The organism is Gottfriedia acidiceleris (assembly GCF_023115465.1).
Lineage (GTDB): Bacteria > Bacillota > Bacilli > Bacillales > Bacillaceae_G > Gottfriedia > Gottfriedia acidiceleris_B.
This window is the reverse complement of the sequence record NZ_CP096034.1, coordinates 4,300,369-4,320,021: the sequence shown is the minus strand read 5'-3', so window position 1 is coordinate 4,320,021 and position 19,653 is coordinate 4,300,369. Positions and strand designations below refer to the sequence as shown.

The 19,653-nt window shown below is 32.7% G+C and carries 26 protein-coding genes; 20 read left to right on the top strand and 6 right to left on the bottom strand.

Features of this window, described 5'->3' with window-relative positions:
- Window positions 1-9 precede the first annotated feature (9 nt).
- The 6 genes from MY490_RS20400 (at window position 10) to MY490_RS20375 (ending at window position 4,339) form a co-directional block, all read left to right on the top strand.
- The gene (locus tag MY490_RS20400) at window positions 10-453 is read left to right on the top strand and encodes an SRPBCC family protein (protein ID WP_248267283.1); all 444 of its coding nucleotides are present in this window, start codon (window positions 10-12) and stop codon (window positions 451-453) included.
- 2 nt (window positions 454-455) lie between these two features.
- On the top strand, window positions 456-1,574 hold the full coding sequence (locus tag MY490_RS20395; protein ID WP_248267282.1) for a GAF domain-containing sensor histidine kinase: 1,119 nt from the start codon (window positions 456-458) through the stop codon (window positions 1,572-1,574).
- Between the two features lie 13 nt (window positions 1,575-1,587).
- Entirely contained in the window at window positions 1,588-2,235 is a 648-nt protein-coding gene (locus tag MY490_RS20390; RefSeq protein ID WP_248267281.1) for a response regulator, read from the top strand.
- 48 nt (window positions 2,236-2,283) lie between these two features.
- Window positions 2,284-3,237, top strand: a complete 954-nt coding sequence (locus MY490_RS20385; RefSeq protein WP_248267280.1) for a ketopantoate reductase family protein — start codon at window positions 2,284-2,286, stop codon at window positions 3,235-3,237.
- A 134-nt stretch (window positions 3,238-3,371) separates the two neighbouring features.
- Window positions 3,372-3,920 carry an NADPH-dependent FMN reductase gene (locus MY490_RS20380; RefSeq protein ID WP_248267279.1) on the top strand — a complete coding sequence of 183 codons (549 nt, stop codon included), beginning with the start codon at window positions 3,372-3,374 and terminating at the stop codon, window positions 3,918-3,920.
- Between the two features lie 17 nt (window positions 3,921-3,937).
- Window positions 3,938-4,339 carry a VOC family protein gene (locus tag MY490_RS20375; RefSeq protein WP_248267278.1) on the top strand — a complete coding sequence of 134 codons (402 nt, stop codon included), beginning with the start codon at window positions 3,938-3,940 and terminating at the stop codon, window positions 4,337-4,339.
- A 273-nt stretch (window positions 4,340-4,612) separates the two neighbouring features.
- Here the strand turns inward: MY490_RS20375 and MY490_RS20370 are convergent, their stop codons facing one another.
- Complete coding sequence (locus MY490_RS20370; RefSeq protein WP_248267277.1) at window positions 4,613-5,044, bottom strand: YmaF family protein; 432 nt, start codon at window positions 5,042-5,044, stop codon at window positions 4,613-4,615.
- A gap of 171 nt (window positions 5,045-5,215) precedes the next feature.
- Between MY490_RS20370 and MY490_RS20365 the strand changes: the two genes are divergently transcribed.
- The 5 genes from MY490_RS20365 (at window position 5,216) to MY490_RS20345 (ending at window position 8,247) form a co-directional block, all read left to right on the top strand.
- A complete protein-coding gene (locus MY490_RS20365) occupies window positions 5,216-5,686 on the top strand; it encodes an Lrp/AsnC family transcriptional regulator (RefSeq protein WP_248267276.1) in 471 nt (156 codons plus the stop codon).
- A 10-nt stretch (window positions 5,687-5,696) separates the two neighbouring features.
- Window positions 5,697-6,311, top strand: coding sequence for a LysE family translocator (locus MY490_RS20360; RefSeq protein ID WP_248267275.1), 615 nt, complete (start codon window positions 5,697-5,699; stop codon window positions 6,309-6,311).
- 23 nt (window positions 6,312-6,334) lie between these two features.
- Window positions 6,335-6,931, top strand: a complete 597-nt coding sequence (locus tag MY490_RS20355) for a LysE family translocator (RefSeq protein ID WP_248267274.1) — start codon at window positions 6,335-6,337, stop codon at window positions 6,929-6,931.
- A 110-nt stretch (window positions 6,932-7,041) separates the two neighbouring features.
- Window positions 7,042-7,470 carry an Rrf2 family transcriptional regulator gene (locus tag MY490_RS20350; RefSeq protein WP_248267273.1) on the top strand — a complete coding sequence of 143 codons (429 nt, stop codon included), beginning with the start codon at window positions 7,042-7,044 and terminating at the stop codon, window positions 7,468-7,470.
- A 135-nt stretch (window positions 7,471-7,605) separates the two neighbouring features.
- Window positions 7,606-8,247: an NAD(P)-dependent oxidoreductase gene (locus MY490_RS20345; RefSeq protein WP_248267272.1), complete on the top strand. Its 642-nt coding sequence runs from the start codon at window positions 7,606-7,608 to the stop codon at window positions 8,245-8,247.
- Window positions 8,248-8,915: 668 nt separating this feature from the next.
- On the opposite strand, the gene MY490_RS20340 is transcribed toward MY490_RS20345, so the two are convergent.
- Genes MY490_RS20340 through MY490_RS20330 form a run of 3 tightly spaced genes read right to left on the bottom strand, consistent with a single transcriptional unit; the run spans window position 8,916 to window position 10,290 of the window.
- On the bottom strand, window positions 8,916-9,548 hold the full coding sequence (locus tag MY490_RS20340) for a hypothetical protein (RefSeq protein WP_248267271.1): 633 nt from the start codon (window positions 9,546-9,548) through the stop codon (window positions 8,916-8,918).
- A gap of 11 nt (window positions 9,549-9,559) precedes the next feature.
- Window positions 9,560-9,964: a permease prefix domain 1-containing protein gene (locus tag MY490_RS20335; RefSeq protein ID WP_098428501.1), complete on the bottom strand. Its 405-nt coding sequence runs from the start codon at window positions 9,962-9,964 to the stop codon at window positions 9,560-9,562.
- Window positions 9,964-10,290 carry a PadR family transcriptional regulator gene (locus tag MY490_RS20330; RefSeq protein WP_248267270.1) on the bottom strand — a complete coding sequence of 109 codons (327 nt, stop codon included), beginning with the start codon at window positions 10,288-10,290 and terminating at the stop codon, window positions 9,964-9,966. Before MY490_RS20330 ends, MY490_RS20335 begins: the two co-directional genes overlap by 1 nt.
- Before the next feature lie 231 nt (window positions 10,291-10,521).
- Between MY490_RS20330 and MY490_RS20325 the strand changes: the two genes are divergently transcribed.
- The 3 genes from MY490_RS20325 (at window position 10,522) to MY490_RS20315 (ending at window position 13,820) form a co-directional block, all read left to right on the top strand.
- The gene (locus MY490_RS20325) at window positions 10,522-11,826 is read left to right on the top strand and encodes an FAD-dependent oxidoreductase (RefSeq protein WP_248267269.1); all 1,305 of its coding nucleotides are present in this window, start codon (window positions 10,522-10,524) and stop codon (window positions 11,824-11,826) included.
- 20 nt (window positions 11,827-11,846) lie between these two features.
- Window positions 11,847-12,731: an RNA polymerase sigma factor SigJ gene (gene sigJ, locus MY490_RS20320; protein WP_248267268.1), complete on the top strand. Its 885-nt coding sequence runs from the start codon at window positions 11,847-11,849 to the stop codon at window positions 12,729-12,731.
- Between the two features lie 300 nt (window positions 12,732-13,031).
- Window positions 13,032-13,820, top strand: a complete 789-nt coding sequence (locus MY490_RS20315) for an EcsC family protein (RefSeq protein WP_248267267.1) — start codon at window positions 13,032-13,034, stop codon at window positions 13,818-13,820.
- Between the two features lie 66 nt (window positions 13,821-13,886).
- On the opposite strand, the gene MY490_RS20310 is transcribed toward MY490_RS20315, so the two are convergent.
- On the bottom strand, window positions 13,887-14,543 hold the full coding sequence (locus tag MY490_RS20310; RefSeq protein ID WP_248267266.1) for a glycosyltransferase: 657 nt from the start codon (window positions 14,541-14,543) through the stop codon (window positions 13,887-13,889).
- A gap of 289 nt (window positions 14,544-14,832) precedes the next feature.
- On the opposite strand from MY490_RS20310, the gene MY490_RS20305 reads away from it, so the two are divergent.
- Both MY490_RS20305 and MY490_RS20300 read left to right on the top strand, forming a co-directional pair.
- Window positions 14,833-15,234 carry a hypothetical protein gene (locus MY490_RS20305; RefSeq protein ID WP_248267265.1) on the top strand — a complete coding sequence of 134 codons (402 nt, stop codon included), beginning with the start codon at window positions 14,833-14,835 and terminating at the stop codon, window positions 15,232-15,234.
- A gap of 33 nt (window positions 15,235-15,267) precedes the next feature.
- The gene (locus tag MY490_RS20300) at window positions 15,268-15,834 is read left to right on the top strand and encodes a VanZ family protein (RefSeq protein WP_248267264.1); all 567 of its coding nucleotides are present in this window, start codon (window positions 15,268-15,270) and stop codon (window positions 15,832-15,834) included.
- A 28-nt stretch (window positions 15,835-15,862) separates the two neighbouring features.
- Here the strand turns inward: MY490_RS20300 and MY490_RS20295 are convergent, their stop codons facing one another.
- On the bottom strand, window positions 15,863-16,573 hold the full coding sequence (locus tag MY490_RS20295; RefSeq protein WP_248267263.1) for a polysaccharide deacetylase family protein: 711 nt from the start codon (window positions 16,571-16,573) through the stop codon (window positions 15,863-15,865).
- A gap of 305 nt (window positions 16,574-16,878) precedes the next feature.
- Between MY490_RS20295 and MY490_RS20290 the strand changes: the two genes are divergently transcribed.
- Genes MY490_RS20290 through MY490_RS20275 form a run of 4 tightly spaced genes read left to right on the top strand, consistent with a single transcriptional unit; the run spans window position 16,879 to window position 19,514 of the window.
- Entirely contained in the window at window positions 16,879-17,322 is a 444-nt protein-coding gene (locus MY490_RS20290) for a MarR family winged helix-turn-helix transcriptional regulator (protein WP_248267262.1), read from the top strand.
- 20 nt (window positions 17,323-17,342) lie between these two features.
- Window positions 17,343-18,284: a ring-cleaving dioxygenase gene (locus tag MY490_RS20285; RefSeq protein WP_248267261.1), complete on the top strand. Its 942-nt coding sequence runs from the start codon at window positions 17,343-17,345 to the stop codon at window positions 18,282-18,284.
- A 2-nt stretch (window positions 18,285-18,286) separates the two neighbouring features.
- Entirely contained in the window at window positions 18,287-18,892 is a 606-nt protein-coding gene (locus tag MY490_RS20280; RefSeq protein WP_248267260.1) for an alpha/beta hydrolase, read from the top strand.
- A gap of 16 nt (window positions 18,893-18,908) precedes the next feature.
- On the top strand, window positions 18,909-19,514 hold the full coding sequence (locus MY490_RS20275) for a flavin reductase family protein (RefSeq protein WP_248269442.1): 606 nt from the start codon (window positions 18,909-18,911) through the stop codon (window positions 19,512-19,514).
- Window positions 19,515-19,653: the final 139 nt, after the last annotated feature.

Sequence of the window (19,653 nt, the reverse complement as noted above, 5' to 3'; positions counted from 1 at the left end):
GGAATTCATATGAATATTATAAGTTATCCAGATTTATCAAGTAGACCACATAGTCTCACCGTAGAACGAGTAATGGAAAATTCTATAGATGTGTTGTATGAAGCTTGGACAAAAAGGTTTGGTGATTGGTTTGCTGCGCCTGGTTCAGTGATTATGAAGGCTGAAGTTAATTCTGTCTTTTTCTTTGAGACGCATTTTGAGGATAAACGTCATCCACATTATGGTCGCTTTTTAAAGCTTGAGCACAATCAACTTGTTGAGATAACTTGGTTCACTTCTGGATCAAAAACGGAGACTGTAGTGACTGTTGAGTTTTCAACAAATGAAGGTGGAGCAGCAGTTATTAGATTGACACATGCAGGATTCCCAGATGAATTATCAAGAGACCAACACGAGCAAGCGTGGCCGATGGTGCTTGAACAACTTGATCGTCGAATGAAGGAATTAACATAAGTATGAAAAAAGAATCATTTCTTTTAGAGCTACAAGTATTAAAAGAAATTGCTGAAATATTAAACGAGGGTACTGATTTGCACAGTACCCTCAATTGTGCCTTAGCCAAATTAGTTCAAGTTACTGGTCTAGATACAGGATGGATTTTTTTAATTGATAAAAATAGGGGCTTCGAATTAGTCGCTTCTCATGAGTTACCTCCAGCTCTTATGAATGAAGAAGCTAAGCCAATGTGCAATGGAGATTGTTGGTGTGTAGATAAATATAATACCGGAAGACTTAATAAGGCATCAAACATTATGGAATGTAAGAGGTTAGAAGACTCAATGATTCATAATTGGGGAGAAACAAATGGTGTCACTCATCATGCGACTGTACCACTGCAAGCAGGTGAAGAATCTTTTGGTTTATTAAATGTTGCTGCTGCTAATAAATTAAAATTTGATCAGGAAGAATTGAATTTACTAGGCGCAGTTGCGTTGCAAATTGGAACAGCAATTAAACGAATTCAATTAACAGAAAAGGTAAAAGAGTTTGAGCTGATTCAAGAAAGAAATCGTCTTGCAAAGGACTTACACGACTCAGTTAGTCAATTATTGTTTTCCATTAATGTAACTGCTAAAGCAGGTGCAAATGTATCCGACAATGTGAAATCAAAGGATACATTTAATCATATTCAACAAATTGCCCAAGAAGCACAAGCAGAAATGAAAGCATTAATATGGCAGCTTAGACCACAAGGTATTGAAAAAGGAATAGTTAGTGCATTAATTAACTATGGTGAGATGTTAGGGCTAAAAGTAATTAGTAATGTAAAAGGAACAACGATATTACCTTCTAAAATAGAAGAAACGTTATGGCGCGTAGGTCAGGAAGCGTTTAATAATTGTAGAAAACATTCAGGACAAAATACAATATATTTACAGTTATCAATCAGTACAAAGAAAGTAAAGATGACGATTCGAGATCAAGGTGTCGGTTTTATCTGTCCAAAGGATGTACAAATTCCAACATTAGGTTTGAAAAGCATGAAGGAAAGAGTGGAATCGTTAAAAGGGTCGTTTCTAGTTGAAAGTGATTTGAATAAAGGAACAAAAATTACGACGAATATCCCTTTTTAAGAAGGAGAGTTTTATGTCTATTAAAATATTAATTGCTGATGATCATCATGTAGTTAGGAGAGGACTTATTTTCTTCTTAAATACGCAAGATGATATTGAGGTTATTGGGGAAGCATCGAACGGAGAAGAGGCATTAAGCTTAGTAAAACAGCTAAGACCTGATATTGTCATCATGGATTTAGCGATGCCAGTTCTAGATGGAATTGAAGCCACCAAAAGAATAAAAATAGAGGGCTTAGCAGTTAAAGTAATGATTTTAACTAGTTTTTATGATCAAGATCATATTTTACCTGCAATTGAAGCAGGTGCAGCGGGATATTATTTAAAGGATAGTGACCCAGATGAGCTCGTTTCCGCGATCCGAAAGATACACGATGGGGAAAAACAGTTTCATTCTAAGGTTACAACGCAATTAGTTTCTGCTTTAACTGGGAAGATAGAAACGAAGAATGATGATTCATTTCAAGACAAATTAACTAAGCGAGAAATGGATGTATTGAAGGAAATTACGAGGGGAAAGAGTAATAAAGAAATTGCAGCATCTTTATTTATTACAGAAAAAACTGTAAAAACCCATGTTTCAAATATTTTAGCCAAGACTCAGCTTCAAGATCGAACTCAATTGGCACTATATGCAGTACGAAATGGGATTTTGAAATAGACATTAGTAAGTTACAGAAGTTTATTTTTAATAGAAAGGAAGAGTGTTATGCGAATTCTTGTATTAGGAGCTGGAGGAATTGGCGGCTATTTTGGAGGTCGCTTAGTAGAAAAGGGAGAAGATGTTACATTTCTTGTACGAGCTAATCGGAAAAAACAGCTAGAGGAAAATGGTTTAGTCATCCGTAGTGTGAATGGTAACTTTTCATTTCAACCAAATCTAATTACTGCAGAGAGTCCTGCCGAGATTTTTGACATCGTGCTTTTCTCGACTAAGTCATATCATTTAAGCGACGCTATTTTGGATGTAAAACCGTTCGTAGGTGATCAAACTGTTGTTTTACCTCTTTTGAATGGTATTGCTCATCTAAATCCCATAAAGCAGGCATTTGGTGACGAAAAGGTTATAGGCGGTTTATGTTTTATCGAAACTACTTTGAATGAAGTCGGGGAAGTTGTACAAACAAGTAAAGCTGCTAGACTTGTATTTGGTGAATTCTTAAGCATAGAAACTGACCGTATTAAAAAAATTGCTGATGCATTTACCGGTTCAAAAGCTGACTTTGTCCTTAGTAAGCAGATTGAACGAGATATGTGGCATAAATATTTATTTATTACTGTAATGTCTGGTGTTACGTCTCTTATGCGTGCCCCAATTGGTCCAATTAGGGAGAGTGATGGCGGAAGAGCAACTATCCGTGAATTATTTGAAGAGTGCGCTAATATTATGAGATCTCATGATGCACCGATTTCTGAAACTATCGTAGATGAGCATATGAAATCAATTGATGCTCTTGGATATGATATGAAGTCCTCTTTGCAAAGGGATATGGAAAAATGGTCATTAGTAGAGGGGGATCATTTGCAAGGGTATTTACTAGAACTTGCAAAGAAAAAGGGGATAACTGCTAAGTTACTTGAATTAGTTTATCAAAATATTAAAGTTTATCAAAAAATGAATCAAGATCGTAGTAATAAAGAAACGGAACATTTATCAGTTTGAAATCTACAACTTTAGTTGTAGATTTTTTTCATTTATATTTACTCCTAAACGTGTAGGAAAGTTCGATCAAACGACTGAAGTTCGGACTTTATAAATTGACTATACTAAAGGTACGAATTAAAGGAGTGGAAAATATGAATATTATCATGATTAATGGTAGTCCAAGAAAAGAAGGTCGTACAGGTAAATTAACTACAATCATCTCGAAAAAATACAATATAAAAACAATTGATTTAAGTGAACTGGTATTACCAATTTATAATGGTCAAGAGGAGCAAAATGAAAATGCTACTATCCAAAAACTAAGGTCACAGCTAGAAAATGCTGATGCTATGATCATTGCAACACCAGAATATCATGGTGGAATGAGCGGAGCATTAAAAAATGCTTTTGATTTTTTAGGTAGTAAGCATTTTAAAGATAAGCCAGTTGCAATATTGGCTGTAGCCGGTGGAGGAAAGGGTGGAATTAATGCACTTAACAATATGAGAATTGTTTTAAGAGCATTATATGCAAATGTTTTATCGAAACAAGTTGTCATTGATCCATCAGACTTTATATCGGAAGGTACTGCGTTAGAAGAAAATACATCTTATTCAGTAGATAGCTTATTTCAAGAATTGAAGCTCTATGCACAAATATCAAAAAAGCTAAATGAAGAATTTGAAACATCAAACTATTAAAGGATACGGTGATGACAATGAAAAACTGGGTTCAGTTTAGAATTGCAAGACCTACAAACCAATTAGCAGAAATAAGTAAGTTCTATGGAGAAGGGCTAGGCTTAAAACGTGTGGGTGGTTTTCAAAATCACGACGGGTACGATGGTATCATGTTTGGATTACCTAATGTTGAGTACCATTTAGAATTTACTCAACATATTGATGGAAGCCCATGTCCTGCCCCAACAAAGGATAATCTTTTAGTTTTTTATATACCTGAAAAAACAGAAATAGATCTTGTCAAAAACCGATTAAATCATATGGGTTATATCGATGTTGAACCTGAGAATCCTTATTGGCTCGGAAAAAGTATTACATTTGAAGACCCGGATGGATGGAGAATTGTGTTAATGAATACTGAAGGATTGCGGAATACTTAGGATTGCATTTTAGCTGTAAATAAAAAGTACAAGTTGAGAGGACCTTCTATGCAAGGTCCTCTCAACGTATTGATTATATAACGTGTTCTATATTAAAAATGCGAACAATAAGTGGATTTTTATTAATAGAGTTCTGATCTTCGTTGATAAAGTGGTATTTTTGCTGATATTTGACAAAAGGACCCTCTTTTGAAGGTCCCTAATTTATTAAGAATTAAAATTTATGTATATTATATTTAACAAAATATACATAAAAAGCAATTTAAAATCAATTTATACTAATGGTCTATCAATTAATGTTGCGAATTCAAGATCGTGTTCATGATCATCATTGATCGTTGTCATTCCTTTAACAAAGTGAACATGCTTACCATTTCCCACAGGTATTGGGGGGCCAGTTTCAATAATAACTTCGTGATGATGATCTAGAAAATCTGTATTTACTACAATTCGGTGTATATGACTGTGTCTTCCTTTTGGAATGACTTCACTTGTCACTCCAGCAAAACGATGATTATGTCGATCGTCATCTTCTTCTGCTAATTTAGTACTAGCTACAAATTCATGTACATGTGTTTGAGGTCTTTCTTCTTTCTGTTTTTCTTCTGCCTCTTCGTTTGATACTTTTTCTACTTCTTCATTAGACTCTCTTTCTCTTTCTCTTTCTCTTAATCTTTTTCGATATTCAAACGGGTCTCTTTTCATAAAATGCCGCCCCTTTCAATAAAGATTGTCTTCCTTTTTCATCTTATTAGGACCAGTAAATAAATATGTTTATTAAAATCTAATAATTAGAATGATTTTTATATGTATATTGATTTACCTTCATAAAAAAAGTAAAATTAAACAAAACTTATAAAAAGAAGGTATTTTAAAATGGATTCTTATGATTTGAAAATTATTAATCATTTAATGGATAATTCTAGAATAAAGTGGGCGGATCTAGCTAGTGAAGTTGGCTTGTCAGCTCCAGCTACTGCTGACCGTGTTAACCGATTAGTTGAACAAGGGGTGATTAGAGGATTTGGTGTGCTAGTTGATGCAGAAAAAGTTGGAAGTGAATTAACAGCGTTTGTAGCTGTCTCGCTTGAGCGACCTGAAAATCGAGCTCCTTTTTTAGAGCTTGTTAATCAATTAGAGGAAGTGCAGGAATGTCACCATATAGCGGGTGAAGATGATTATTTACTAAAAATTAGAAGTAGAAATACAAAAGACTTAGATCGAGTAATTAGCCATGAAATAAAAGGGTTAAAGGGCGTAATTAGAACTAAAACAACAATTGTAATGGATTCAACGAAAGAAACCTTTCGACTGCCATTACAAAAACATAAATTTTCTATAGAGTAGGGAGGACAACATGAATCTTGAGTTTTATATTAAAGGATTAATAATTGGACTATCAATTGCTGCACCTGTTGGTCCAATTGGAGTACTATGTATCCGCAGAACTCTAGCGTATGGAAGAATGGTTGGTTTAGTTTCTGGTCTAGGGGCTGCTACTGCTGATGGTATTTATGGTTTAGTTGCAGGCTTTGGATTAACTGTCATTATGAATTTTTTGGTTGGTCAGCATTTTTGGATTCAGTTAATCGGTGGTTTCTTCCTTTGTTATTTAGGTGTAAAAACACTTATTTCAAAAGCTAGTTACACTCAATCTGATACGCAGAAGAAAAATATAATTAATGCGTTTTTATCAGTCTTATTTTTAACACTAACAAACCCAATGACGATTTTATCTTTTATCGCCATTTTTGCGGGATTAGGAATCTCGAATTCAAATAGCAATATTGTTTCTTCCATTATTTTAGTATTAGGTGTTTTTTGTGGTTCAAGTTTGTGGTGGGTAATATTAAGCAGTGGTGTGGGACTAATTAGAACTCAAATTAACGATCGATCCTTAACATTAATTAACCGTTTATCAGGTATTATTATTATTATTTTTGGTGGTATAGCTTTATATGGATTAATGTGAAGTAAGTGTAAGAGGGTATTTACATGTTATTAGTAAAAAGTTTTATTTTAGGTTTATCAGTTTCTGCACCTGTAGGCCCAATTGGCTTATTGTGCATACAAAGAATTATATCTAGAGGAAAAACAGCTGGTATAATGACAGGATTAGGGGCATCTTCAGCTAACTTATTTTACGCTAGTATTGCCGCATTTAGTTTTTCTATTGTTTCATCATTTTTAATTGAGCAGGAATTTGTTCTTCGAATTGTAGGTGCAATATTTTTATTTTATTTAGGAATTAAAACCTTCCTAAAAAGACCTGTTAAAACTGCTTCAAATTTGGAAGGTGAAGGCATGGTTAGCATGTTTCTCTCTTCATTTTTACTTATGATCACAAATCCTGTAACTATTTTAAACTTTGTAGCAATGTTTGCAGGACTAGGTTTTGACCAAAGGTCTACATCAATAGGCTCAGCATTTTCACTAATTTTAGGTGTTTTTATAGGAGCGATTTCTTGGTGGCTTATTTTAAGTAGTGTAGTTAGTCTGTTTCGAAACAAAATTACAACTCACTTAGGATTAGTAAATAAAATGGCTGGTTTAATGATTGTTGTTTTAGGAATTGTGTCATTTATTAAGTAAAGAAAGAAGCTAATACTAGTAGTTTCTTTCCTTTAAGTTTGTGTAAAATAAATAATATTGACAATTAATAATTGTTGTAACTATAATAGTTACATCGGAGGTTGAATCTTATGAAAATCAGTAGTCGTTTTACCGTTGCTGTTCATATTTTATCTTTGGTCACGATTGAGAATAGTGCGCTTTGTACATCCGAATGGATTGCAGAAAGTGTAAATACAAATCCGGTCGTAATTAGAAGAGTAATGGGAAAACTTAAGAATGCTGGCTTAATTCAAGTCCGTCGAGGAACCGGTGGAGCTACACTTCATAAGCCTTTAAATGAAATTACTCTCTTAGATGTTTATAAAGCAGTTGAAGTTGTAGAAGAAGGAGAACTTTTTCAATTTCATGAGAAACCGAATCCGAATTGTCCAGTCGGTGCAAATATTCAAGCAGTGCTAGAACTGATCTTAAATCGAGCACAAGAAGCAATGGAAAAAATACTGGATGAAGTTACTATGGAAGAATTAGTGACAGTATTAAGTAAAAAAATTGGATAATATCATTCAATTTTTTTTGTAAGTGATGTAACTATTTTTGTTACATCTATATTATATTTTTTTGACCTAGTTGTAACTATTTTAGTTATGACTGATTCAAAACAACTTAAAAAAATTTAAGGAGGAAGAAAAAAGATGAAAATTGGTATTATTGGAGCAACAGGAAAAGCAGGAAACCTTATTTTAAAAGAAGCAGTAGAAAGAGGACATGAAGTAACAGCAATCGTAAGAAATGCTTCTAAATTAACAAATAAAGAAGTATCAGTATTGGAAAAGGATTTATTAGATTTAAATTCAGCTGACTTAAAGCAATTTGATGTTGTTGTAAATGCATTTAAAGCAGCTGAAGGTCAAGAGCATCTTTATATAGAAGCTGGGAATGTTTTAATAAATGCTTTAAAAGGTGTTAACAATACTAGATTAATCGTAGTTGGTGGAGCTGGAAGCTTATATGTTGATGAGGAAAAAACGATTCAATTAGTTGACACACCTGAATTTCCAAAAGAATATTATGCTACTGCATCAAAGATGACAAAAGGTCTTCACGACTTACAAAAAACAACTGATATTAAATGGACATTTATTAGTCCAGCGGCATTTTTTGATCCGAATGGTAAACGTACTGGGGCTTATCAAAAAGGAAAAGACAATTTTATTGTTAATAAAAAAGGTAATAGCTACGTAAGTTATGCTGACTATGCTATTGCATTATTAGACGAGATTGAAAATCCACAGCATATTAATGAACGATTTACTTTAGTTTCTGAAGCAGAATAAGTTTCAGTCTGAAAATCAAGTTTTCGGGAATTTGTGTCTAAACAAAAAAGCGATTCGTTTTGAGAATCGCTTTGCTCATGCTGTTGTAAAACTACCTTGTCAATTAGGTTATCAAATTTTCGTAAAAGGAGCAGAGTGATGTTGATTCCCATTACAGGATGCTCGCTTTCCATGGGGCGAGATTCTTTAGCCTCCTCGGCAAGCCTGCGGGGTCTCAGCCTTCCCGCTTATCCCATAGGAGTCGAGCATCCCTCCATTCCAATCAACTTATTTATCAAAAAATGTCTGCGATAAACCCTAATCAAATAGCCTTTCCTTAGAGAAATCTAACTTTAATCAGATTGTAGATCAATTAATATTGAACATTTATTAAACTAAACAATCGAATTTGTTTTCTAAAAAAAGCTTATAATATTTTTAACGTCTAAAAAAATCATTTCTATTGTTATTGAAATAATGAAATTGCTCAAACATATTAACATTTATAACCATTAAAGGATCATTCAAAAAATATTAATTTTATCATTATTAAATGTTCACTTAAAGTCCGTTTCCTATTGACGATTTTATATTTCAACACTCTGAAAAAAGCGATTCTTTATGAGAATCGCTTTTCTTATTTATAAAAAATAAAATGGACCCATAGTTTGAAGTCCACAAATTATTACCTATATTTGTTTCTTTTTATAACCATAAAAATACATACTTAGAGGCCACCAAATAACTGCAAAAATTGGATATACAGCCCAAATTGTATCTGGGGTTGAAATGGTATTTACAATGATAAAGAAAAGACTAATTAGTATGCTAGCTGTAAACGAAAATGCTACAAACGATTTTCTATTCGTATGATAAATGGATAATGGCCACCAAATAATTGCAAATGACGGATAAATGACCCAAGGATAATCTGGAGAAGCGATAAAATTTAAATACCCATAGTACGCGATCGTAATGATACTGCCAAGGAGTGCAATCTGTAATGTTCTAGCATTCTTACCTAAATACAGGAGAATTGGCCAACTAATAATTGGAAAGGCAGCATAGAAAAACCAAAGATAATCAGGTGAGTGAAGTAAATTCTCCGTTAACAAGAAAGCTAGGAGTACGATACTACTAAAGAGTGAGAATTGATTCATCGATCTTTTTCCAATGAAATATAAACTTATTGGCCAAAATAAAATGAAAAAACATGGGTATATGAACCAAATCGTGCTAGGAGATGTAATAAAATTAACGAGCATAAAAAAGACCATCGTCATAATACAGCCTGCAGTTGCAAAACCGATATAATTTTTCATCCTTCTTCACCTCACTTTTTACGTTGCCAGTAGAAATACATTGAAAGTGGCCACCATAATAGACCAAACGTTGGGTACACAAACCATATAGTCTTCGGAGTGTAGTAAAAATTAATAAATAAGAAGAAAGCAATTAGTAAGCCACTTCCCCAAATTGAATAGGATAAATTTAGTTTTGCAAAATTTGCTTTCTTGCTATCTGGTTTTTTAACACCAAGTTCTCTCTTTAATTCTTCAATGTCCCCAAATTCTACAATTGCTTTGTTTATAGCATCTTCTTCTTCCTTACCATTTTCCATTAAAAACATGACTTTTTCTTCTAAGTTCTGAATAATCTCTTGTTTAACAATTTCTGATTGTTCAGTTTTAGGAACATCTTTAAATAGTTCTTCAATATGATTTCTAATTTTTTTCATTATTTCTCCTCCATGAATAGATTAATAATTTCTTTTACTTCTTGCCATTCTTTTACCAATTCACTTAAATATGCTCTGCCTAAAGAAGTTATTTTGTAATATTTTCTTTTTCCACCATGTGTAATATCGCCAAAATAAGCTTCCACTAATTCCTTTTTTTCTAAGCGCTGAAATACAGCGTATAATGTTGCTTCTTTTATTTGAAACCGATTGTCTGTCCGTAATCCAATTTCTTGAGAAATCTCATATCCATAGCGGTCTTTCTCAGAAATGAGTTTTAATATGATGGAGTCAAGATGTCCTCGTATGATGTCACTTCTAACCATAATTCACCTTCTATAACATTATTCTATCTGATAGAGTAATATTAACAATTATTACTCTATCTGTCAAAGTAATTTTATGTGATTCTGTTTATGACTATTCGACAGAAGTGAAATAAGCCCGTCCGAAGCCTAAAAAAAATTATTTTTCTTTGTCCTGCTCTACTATATGTCACATTTTTTGTATTTCATTCGTCTTAATTAGTGAAGAAAAGGAAAGGGAGAGATAATATTATGAATTTAAATCAAATAGATGGTCATCCAAAATGGGATGTTACTATATTAGGTGGTGGAATTGCTGGGTTAACAGCATCGATCTACTTAGCTCAAGCAGGTAAAAAGGTACTTTTATTGGATAAAGCATCTAAATTAGGTGGGAGAGGTATTTCAAATACAATTGGTGATGCACAATTAAATCTTGGAGCACACGCATTATATACAAACTGTAGCGAAATTTTAAACGAAGTAGGTGTTACTGTTTCTGGCAAGCTTCCAAAATTGAGTGGTTCTTTTATTCTTGGCAATCAATCTAATCAAATGAAAATAATCGAAGCATTTAATTTATTTTTGGGTAATCATTTAAAATGGAAAGAAAAAATGGAATTTATTCGATTTTATCGACATATTCGTAAAATGGATTTGGATGAAATAAATCATATTAGTTTAGAAGAATATTTAAATAGAAAAATAACAAGTGATCGTGTAAAGAATATAATTTTAGCCTTTATACGCGTATCTACATTTACTAGTAATTCTGAAATAATAAGTGCCGGAGTGGCAATAGGTCAGCTTCGTAGTGCGAAAGTATTGTATATAAACGAAGGATGGCAATCAATTGTTAACGACCTAATTAAAAAGGCTAATCAATTTGGTGTTACGATTCAAAAAAGTACAGTAGTATCTAAAATTACTGGCTCTTATCCAAACATAAATCTTATCTTGAAAAATGATACTAGAATCAACACCAGCTGTTTGTTATCGACAATTAATCCAATTGATTTAGTTAAGTTAATAGATGAGCCAATCTCAGATTCATTTTTACAAAAGTGTAATCAAATGATTCCAGTAAAAGCTGCATGCCTTGACCTTGTCATGAATGGTTTACCAAATCCAAAACTCAACTTTGCATTAGGTGTTGATCAACCATGGTATTTTTCAAATCATTCAACAGTAGCGAAATTATCGAATAAAGAAGGCGAAATTGTAGTTCATCTAATGAAATATTTAAATTCGGTCAACGAAACAGATTCAGCAAAAGATGAGGAAGAACTAGAAGGCTTACTTGATTTACTTCAACCTGGTTGGAGAGACTATGTCATTTCCAAACGATATCTTCCAAAGCTTGTAGTTTCTAACGACATAAAAAAGCCATTCCATAAACTGGATAATGATTTATCAAATAGTGATATTGGCTTGGAAGGCATTTACGTTGCAGGAGACTGGGTAGGGGAGACAGAACTTCTATTGAATGCATCACTAACGAGTGTTAAAAATGCTACTAAACTCATAAATGAGAAGCTTGAACTTCAACTAATTTAAAATAGAGGAGAAGATACTTCATGGAAGTAGACTATCTATATTCTCAATATAAGCCACTTTTATTTTCAATCGGGTATAGTATGCTAGGATCGGTTGAGGATTCGGAGGATTTGGTACAGGATACTTTTCTCACAGTTCAAAAGATGAATCAATCCATTACAAAAGAAGAGCCGAATAATATAAAAGCATACTTATGTAAAATAATGACAAATCGTTGCTTGGATTTATTAAAATCCTCAAAAAATAAACGCGAAGTTTATATAGGACCGTGGCTTCCAGAACCGATTATTCAAAAATTACCTGAAGATTTAAATGATGATCCGATGGAAAAGATGATTTTAGATGAAACGATAACCTATGCATTTTTAGTTTTACTTGAACAGTTAAATCCAACCGAAAGAGCAGTATTTGTATTACGTGAAGCCTTTCAGTTTGACTTCCGTACAATCGCAAATATTTTAAACAAGACCGAATTGAATTGCCGTAAACTATTCAGTAGACTAAAGAGCAAAGTCCAAAGTAAAGATGTAGTTGAAAGACGAAATCTTAATCAAGAGCTAGCAATTGCAAAACGATTTATTGAAGCTGCGGAAACAGGTAATTTAGATATGCTAATATCACTTTTAACGGAAGAAATCGTACTCATTACAGACGCCGGTGGTAAAACGAAAGCTGCTCTTCGCCCAATCAATCTACAGAAAAATGTTATTGCATTCCTTATTGGTGTAAGGAAGAAAATTAACTCTCCATCCGAAACTGAAATTGTTTTGATCAATAATCAAATTGGTTTAATTGTTAAAAGTGAAGGCGAAGAGCCAACCGTAATTTGTTTTGAAATAGAAGGAGAGCGTTATCGAAGTATATATATGGTTCGAAATCCTGAAAAAATAAGACTTTTATGTTAGCTCTCTAAATCATTTTAAACTTTAGAACAGGGTGTCCCACTTTTTATGGGATTCCTTGTTTTTATTTAAGCAGGATGAAGAGATTAAGTAACTCATAAAGGGTTAAAGATTAGATAAAAAAGGAAAAATTCTATTTATATCAAATGAAAAATCTACTTAATATCTTAAAAAATACGGTAGTGCAAATTTGTCAGTAAACCTGGCTTATGAGATCGCCGCTTTTTATTTTTGGTTTTTTTTAGAAAAAGCTTTATAGTTTTAGTAGTTACTATGTTTAGATTAAAAATTATAGGAGTGTTTATGGAAACGAAAGAGTATCTAATAAGGCAGCTTAATGAAATTGAAAAATGGGAAAAAGATCAAAAAAGCGTATTTTTTTGGGAGAAAATCGGTAGAATTCCATTTATGATCTTGGATAAAATTACACCTAAGTTCATTCACGATAAGATAGGCGTTATTTTAGATGAATTATCAAAGTATGTGAATGCTGGTGGTCAATATTTAGTTAGTGTTCCTTCAACTCTAACTAGGATGAGTAAGGAGCTTTCTATTGAAGAACTAACCGAAATTGAAATGGTCAATCAACTTAGTCTAGAGCAAATGGATCGTGTTTCGAATGATTTTATTGCTAGCCGTAAACAATTTGCAAAGGTCCAAGGAGCGACAACAGGTTTTGGTGGAATGTTTACGATTGCGATCGATATCCCAATCTTATTAGGACTTACATTAAAGACACTTCAAGAAGTAGCAATTTCTTATGGTTATGATCCAAATGATCAAATGGAGAGAGTATTTATTATTAAATGCTTACAATTTACATCTGCTGATATAGTAGGTAAAAAGGCGATATTAGAAGAGTTAACAAATATTGAAGGGAAAAAAGCCTTTTCTCAAATTGAAGGTTGGAGAGAAGTATTTTATACATATCGTGACAACATAGGATGGAAGAAGCTGTTTCAAATGGTTCCAATTGCTGGCTTAATATTTGGTGCATATGTAAATAAACAAGCAATTGAAGATGTTGGCGAGGCAGGTAGAATGCTTTATAAAAAAAGACGGGTCATGGAAAGATTGCATGATTTAAAATAAGCAGAAAAAAGATGAATTTAGTTTAGCGCTAAATTCATCTTTTTTGTTAATTAATCAAACGTTTGTTTAAGATTTAAATTTATTAGGGAATTGCTTTATAATCCCTGAAGAAATGGTATCAGCTATAGGAATCATATGTTGAAGACCAGCATCAAATGCTTTTACATTGCTGTCCCAGTCCATTTTTATTCTAGTAACAGCTTCATTTGTTACCATTTTTAAATGTGTATATAGTAAGTCTTTTAAAGCTTGATTTGTCCAATTTGGATTTACTTTACTTAAAAGTGCTGCAATATCATCTGCATTTTTAAACCATGTGTCGTTCAATGTTTTTAAAGTTGCCATATCATTTGCTTTCGCAGCATCAATAATCTTACCAGCGATTACAATGTGGTCGGTAAGTAATTTAGCAAGCTGATCTCCAGCGGCAGCACCATAATATGGTTTAATTGCATTTCCAATATCTTGTTGATTTCTTAAGAGTCTTGCAAGAACTACATCCTTATCTGGCATTCCAGCAACAGCACTAACAATATACTTACTTGTCCAAATTAAATGATCCATCCAAAGCTTTCTCATATCTGCTTTGAAATTACATGCTGAGTTACTAATGCATCTTCCATGAGCTCGAGTATCTACTTGCTCGGCACTGGATTTAATAGGGGCTAAAATTAATGCAAAACATAAAAATAGAGATGTGAATTTTAGTAAATGTTTCTTCATCTAGATGTCTCCTTTGAGATGTTTTCAAAATGTACCAGTATTAATTTGGATTTTTTTTTTTAATCTATACATAAGTTTTTAAAAAAAAGACGGTATGAAATATAGAATTAATAAAATATGTTTTTAAAACTACTATTCTAGTAAAATTTTACTGGTATTTATTGGAAAAAAATAAAAAAATAATTATATTTTCTTATATGAAAAACAAGGTTTCTAATATACTATAAGAAATTGTTATTGTAAAAAAATGGAAAAAATTTACTGAAAAGATTTAAAGGAGAAGTATACTATGAAGGAAACTAAACAAAAAATTAGTAAAAAAATAATTGCACTTTTAACATTTGGCGCAATTATGGTTAGCCCACTAGTAGCACAAGCTGCCACAAAGAGTTTTACTTTTGATATGGAACACCAATTATCGATTGGAACATATACATCCACTAAGGGAAGTGTGACCGGTACTGTAAATATGGAGAGCTGGGGAGGCGATACTTATTTTACTATCCACGTCTATGAAAAACAGAATGGCTCAAACGTTTTAATAACTAGATTAGGATTTGAAAAATCAACTGCGGGTTCTCCATACGTTGATACGGACGATGCAGTTACAACAGGTCATACATATACTTATGAGATTTGGAAAAATATGAATGGAAAAAGAATTAAAGGCTCAGGAACATTGAGTTATTAATGCATTGCAAATTGAAAGGATGGCCATCTTTTAATGTTAAATTATTTATATCCTAGTATCTTTATCATGACTTTAATCATTATATTTTTTGGTTATAGTCTCTTTAAAGGTTATATTACTCTAGTAAAATATTTATATTGGATAATCTTTGGAATCTATATTACTTGCCTCGTGGATTTTACTTTGTTCCCATTTCCTTATCAGAAATATCTAATTCATGTCATGATTGAGGATCACCTGGGATATACAAATAATTTTGTCCCTTTTAAAGTAGTTATAGATTCAATAAAATATGGATCATTTTCAATTGCTCTAAAACAAGTTGGCGGAAATATTGTCCTATTTATGCCATTAGGTTTTGCTTTGCCAGTTTTATATCCGAAGATTACGAAAAGTAAAACGATATTAGTTGGTTTTATCGTTAGTTTAGGGATTGAAATAATTCAAGGAACAATGGGGTTTTTTATTGGATATAATTATCGATCTTGCGACATTGATGATTTATTATTAAATACATTTGGCACTGTTTTAGGTGTTATAGTTTTTAGTTTATTCACTAAATTTTCCATTAATCCAAGCCTATTAGAAGAAAATCGTTAATCAATCGAAAAAGACAAGGAGCAAAATGCTACTTGTCTTTTTGTAACTTTTGGAGTTCTTTCACTGTCACAAATTTATATCCATCTTTCGTTAATAAATCCAATATCCCTTTAATTGTTACCAATTCTTTACCAGTTTTATCATACATCGGATGAATTAAAATAATTGATCCTGGTTTAATATTGTTCTTTACATAGTTTATTTTGTCTTGAGGATTAGTGTAAAAAGTATCTGGCTCTAAATTCCATGTAATCGTTTCTCGGTTATGTTTATGCATGTAATACGGCAAGCCAAATAGTTTTTTCCCATTTGGTGGACGGAACTCAATTTCCCCTTTATAGCCAGCTTTTCGAATTAGTTGATCTGTCTTTTCTATTTCATTTTTGATAAAAGAAGGTGATTTTAGCACCATTCTGTCATGAGAATATGTATGATTTCCAACCTGTTGTCCCGCATCTACAATTTTTTTTGCTTCTTCGGGATTTTTTTCAATTTCATTACCAATTAGAAAAAAAGTAGCCCTTGCATTGTATTGATCTAAAAGTGGTAGAATGTCATCAACATTTTTAGTTGGACCATCATCAAATGTTAAAGCAACTACTTTTTGGTTAGTGTGTACTTCATTTGTTAATCCTCCAAAAAGCTGAAAAGATCTTGCATTCATTAGCTTGTACAATCCATATAGGATAAGAAACAAAATTAGAATACTTGCACTTATTTTCAGTAGTCTTTTTTTCATCTATTTTACCTGTCTTTCTAGTTAGTGAAATTAAACATAATTATATCATCACTAATTAAAAAAAGAATAAAGGAAGGAAATTAAAGGAAATTTAAGACTGTTGAAAGAAATAGTGAAAGAGGGTAGATTGTGACGAGGAGACGTAGGATTCGCCACAAGGAGTGCATCCTAAAGTGGAGATCAACGTGCTTCTTTTTGGGGATGTTATTTTTGAAAACAGGTTTTTATTTAGTTTAATCAATCTACTTGCAAAGTTATCAGTTTAGTATTAAACTGATAACAAGATCGATCAAAGAGGTGCAAAAATGTTAAATAGTCATAATGAAGCTTCTGCAAATAAATCAAAAAATTTAGCAGTATTACTTTGGTTTCGATTAGCTCGTTTTTATCTTAAAAATGTTAGAGAATCAAATAATCAATTGAAAAAATGGGGACTGACGACTTCTCAATTTGATGTAATTGTCCATGTGGGGAGAAATAAGCGTCTTACTCAGCAAGAATTAGCCGATAAATTAGTTGTTACAAAAGGAAATGTGACTCATCTAATAAAGAAAATGGAAGAGCTTCAGTGGATTAAAAGAGAAGTAGAATGGAAAAACAAATATCTCTCTTTAACAGAGATGGGTCAAAAAATGTATGAAGAAATCGTACCTTCACAAGATGAGTTTCAACAAGCTCAATTCAGCAAATTAACTGAAGAAGAGCAAGTACAATTACTTACATTATTAAGGAAATTAAATAAAAAATGAATTAGAACGGAGGAAGTTATATGGAGAAAATGAAAGGCATACATCATATTACTGCCATTGTTGGTGATCCACAAGAAAATATGGATTTTTACGCTGGGATTTTAGGTTTACGCTTTGTGAAAAAAACAATTAATTTTGATGATCCTGGTACGTATCACTTTTATTTTGGAGATGAAACTGCAAAACCTGGGACGATCATGACTTTTTTCCCTTGGGCAAATGCATATAGAGGAAAAGTAGGAAGTGGACAAGTAGGAATCACAACATTCTTAATCCCAGCTAATTCCATGGAATTTTGGGAAAACCGTTTAGCATCTTTTAAAATTCAAACAAAAAAAGTAAGTCGATTTGGAGAAACTTTTCTTCAATTTGAAGACTTTCATGGCTTACAGCTTGAATTAGTAGAAAGGGAAGCTGGCCAGGAAAATACTTGGGAATTTAATGGTGTTACAAAGGATGTAGCAATTAAAGGGTTTGGTGGTGCAGTTTTATATTCTGGAGCACCAAATAAAACAGCTGAACTGTTGGAAAACGTAATGGAATTAGAATGCTTAGGTCAAGAGGGTAACTATTTACGTTTTAAGGCTGCTAGTGATATCGGAAATATTATCGATATTGAATTAGCAGCAGTAGGAAGAGGAGCTATGGGGGTAGGAACTGTCCATCATATTGCATGGAGGGCAAGTAATGATGAAGAACATGTAAAATGGCAACATAAATTATATGACAATCATTATGGGGTTACTGAAGTCAAAGATCGTAATTATTTTAACGCAATTTATTTTCGTGAAAATGGTGGGATATTATTTGAAATTGCAACTGATCCACCAGGATTTACGATTGATGAGAATATAGACCATTTAGGAGAACAGTTAATGCTACCAAAGTGGCAGGAACCACATCGTGAAATAATAGAAAATCACTTGCAACCAATTGTTGTTAGAGAAGTGAAAGGAGAATAACGATGAAACACGTATTTAATAGAGGAAGTAATCCATCTAAGCCGACATTTTTATTATTACATGGTACAGGTGGGAATGAACTTGATCTCTTGCCAATTGCAGGTATGATCGATGATGAAGCTTCTGTATTATCAGTAAGAGGAAATGTAAGTGAAAATGGAATGCCACGTTTTTTTAAGCGATTAGCTGAAGGTGTATTTGATATGGAAGATTTAGTTTTCCGTACGAAAGAATTAAAAGAGTTTATTGAATCAGCTTCCGTAGAACATGGATTTGATCCAAATAATATGATCGCAATTGGTTATTCAAACGGTGCAAATATTGCTGGTAGTCTACTGTTCCATTATGAAAATATATTTAAAGGCGCAATGCTATTGCATCCAATGGTACCGATCCGTGATTTAGAATTGCCAAATATGAATGATGTGTCAGTCTTCATTGGAGCAGGCAAAAATGATCCAATCTGTTTACCACAAGAAACAGAAGAATTAGCATCATTGTTAAACGGTGCCGGTGCAAAAGTCGTTACTCATTGGGAAAACATGGGGCATAGCTTAACTAGATCAGAAATTGAAGCAGCAGCTAATTGGTACAAAAATAACTTTTAAGGAGTATGCTATAATGATGAAATCTTTTTCTCCAGCAGATTTAAGTGATCGTGATAATTATAAGTTCTTAATTGGTGGAATTATTCCAAGACCAATTGCTTTTGTTACAACTGAATCAAATGAGACCATCTTAAATGGTGCACCATTTAGCTATTTCAACATCGTAACGGCTAATCCACCTATGATTTCTGTTTCTGTTCAGCGACAAAATGGTAAACAAAAAGATACAGCTAGAAATGCAATTGAGAAAAAAGAGTTCGTCGTTCATATCGTTGATGAATCGAATGTTGATGCAATTAATAAAACGGCAGCTGCATTGGCACCTACTGAAAGTGAAATTGAATTAGCAGGCTTAACACCAGTAGATAGCGTAATGGTTTCAGTTCCAGGTGTGAAAGAGTCAAAAATTCGAATGGAATGTATTTTAGAACAGGCAATTCCATTAGGAAAAGATAATGAGGCTTGCGACTTATTAATAGGCAAGGTTGTTTATTTTCATATAGAAGATGAAATTTATGAAAATGGGCGTATAGATGCAGATGGCTTAAAAGCAGTTAGCCGTTTAGCAGGGAATGACTATGCTAAAGTTGGGGAAATGTTTACGATTGATCGTCCTAAATAAGTTTATAAGAGTGAAGGGTAAAGTAGAATTTACCCTTCACTTTTTTTTGAAAAAAATTAAAAGAAAAATGAACGATATGCAGAACCTATTCGTATAACAAATGAAACCAAATAAAAATTGTATAGATTAGCAAGAAGGG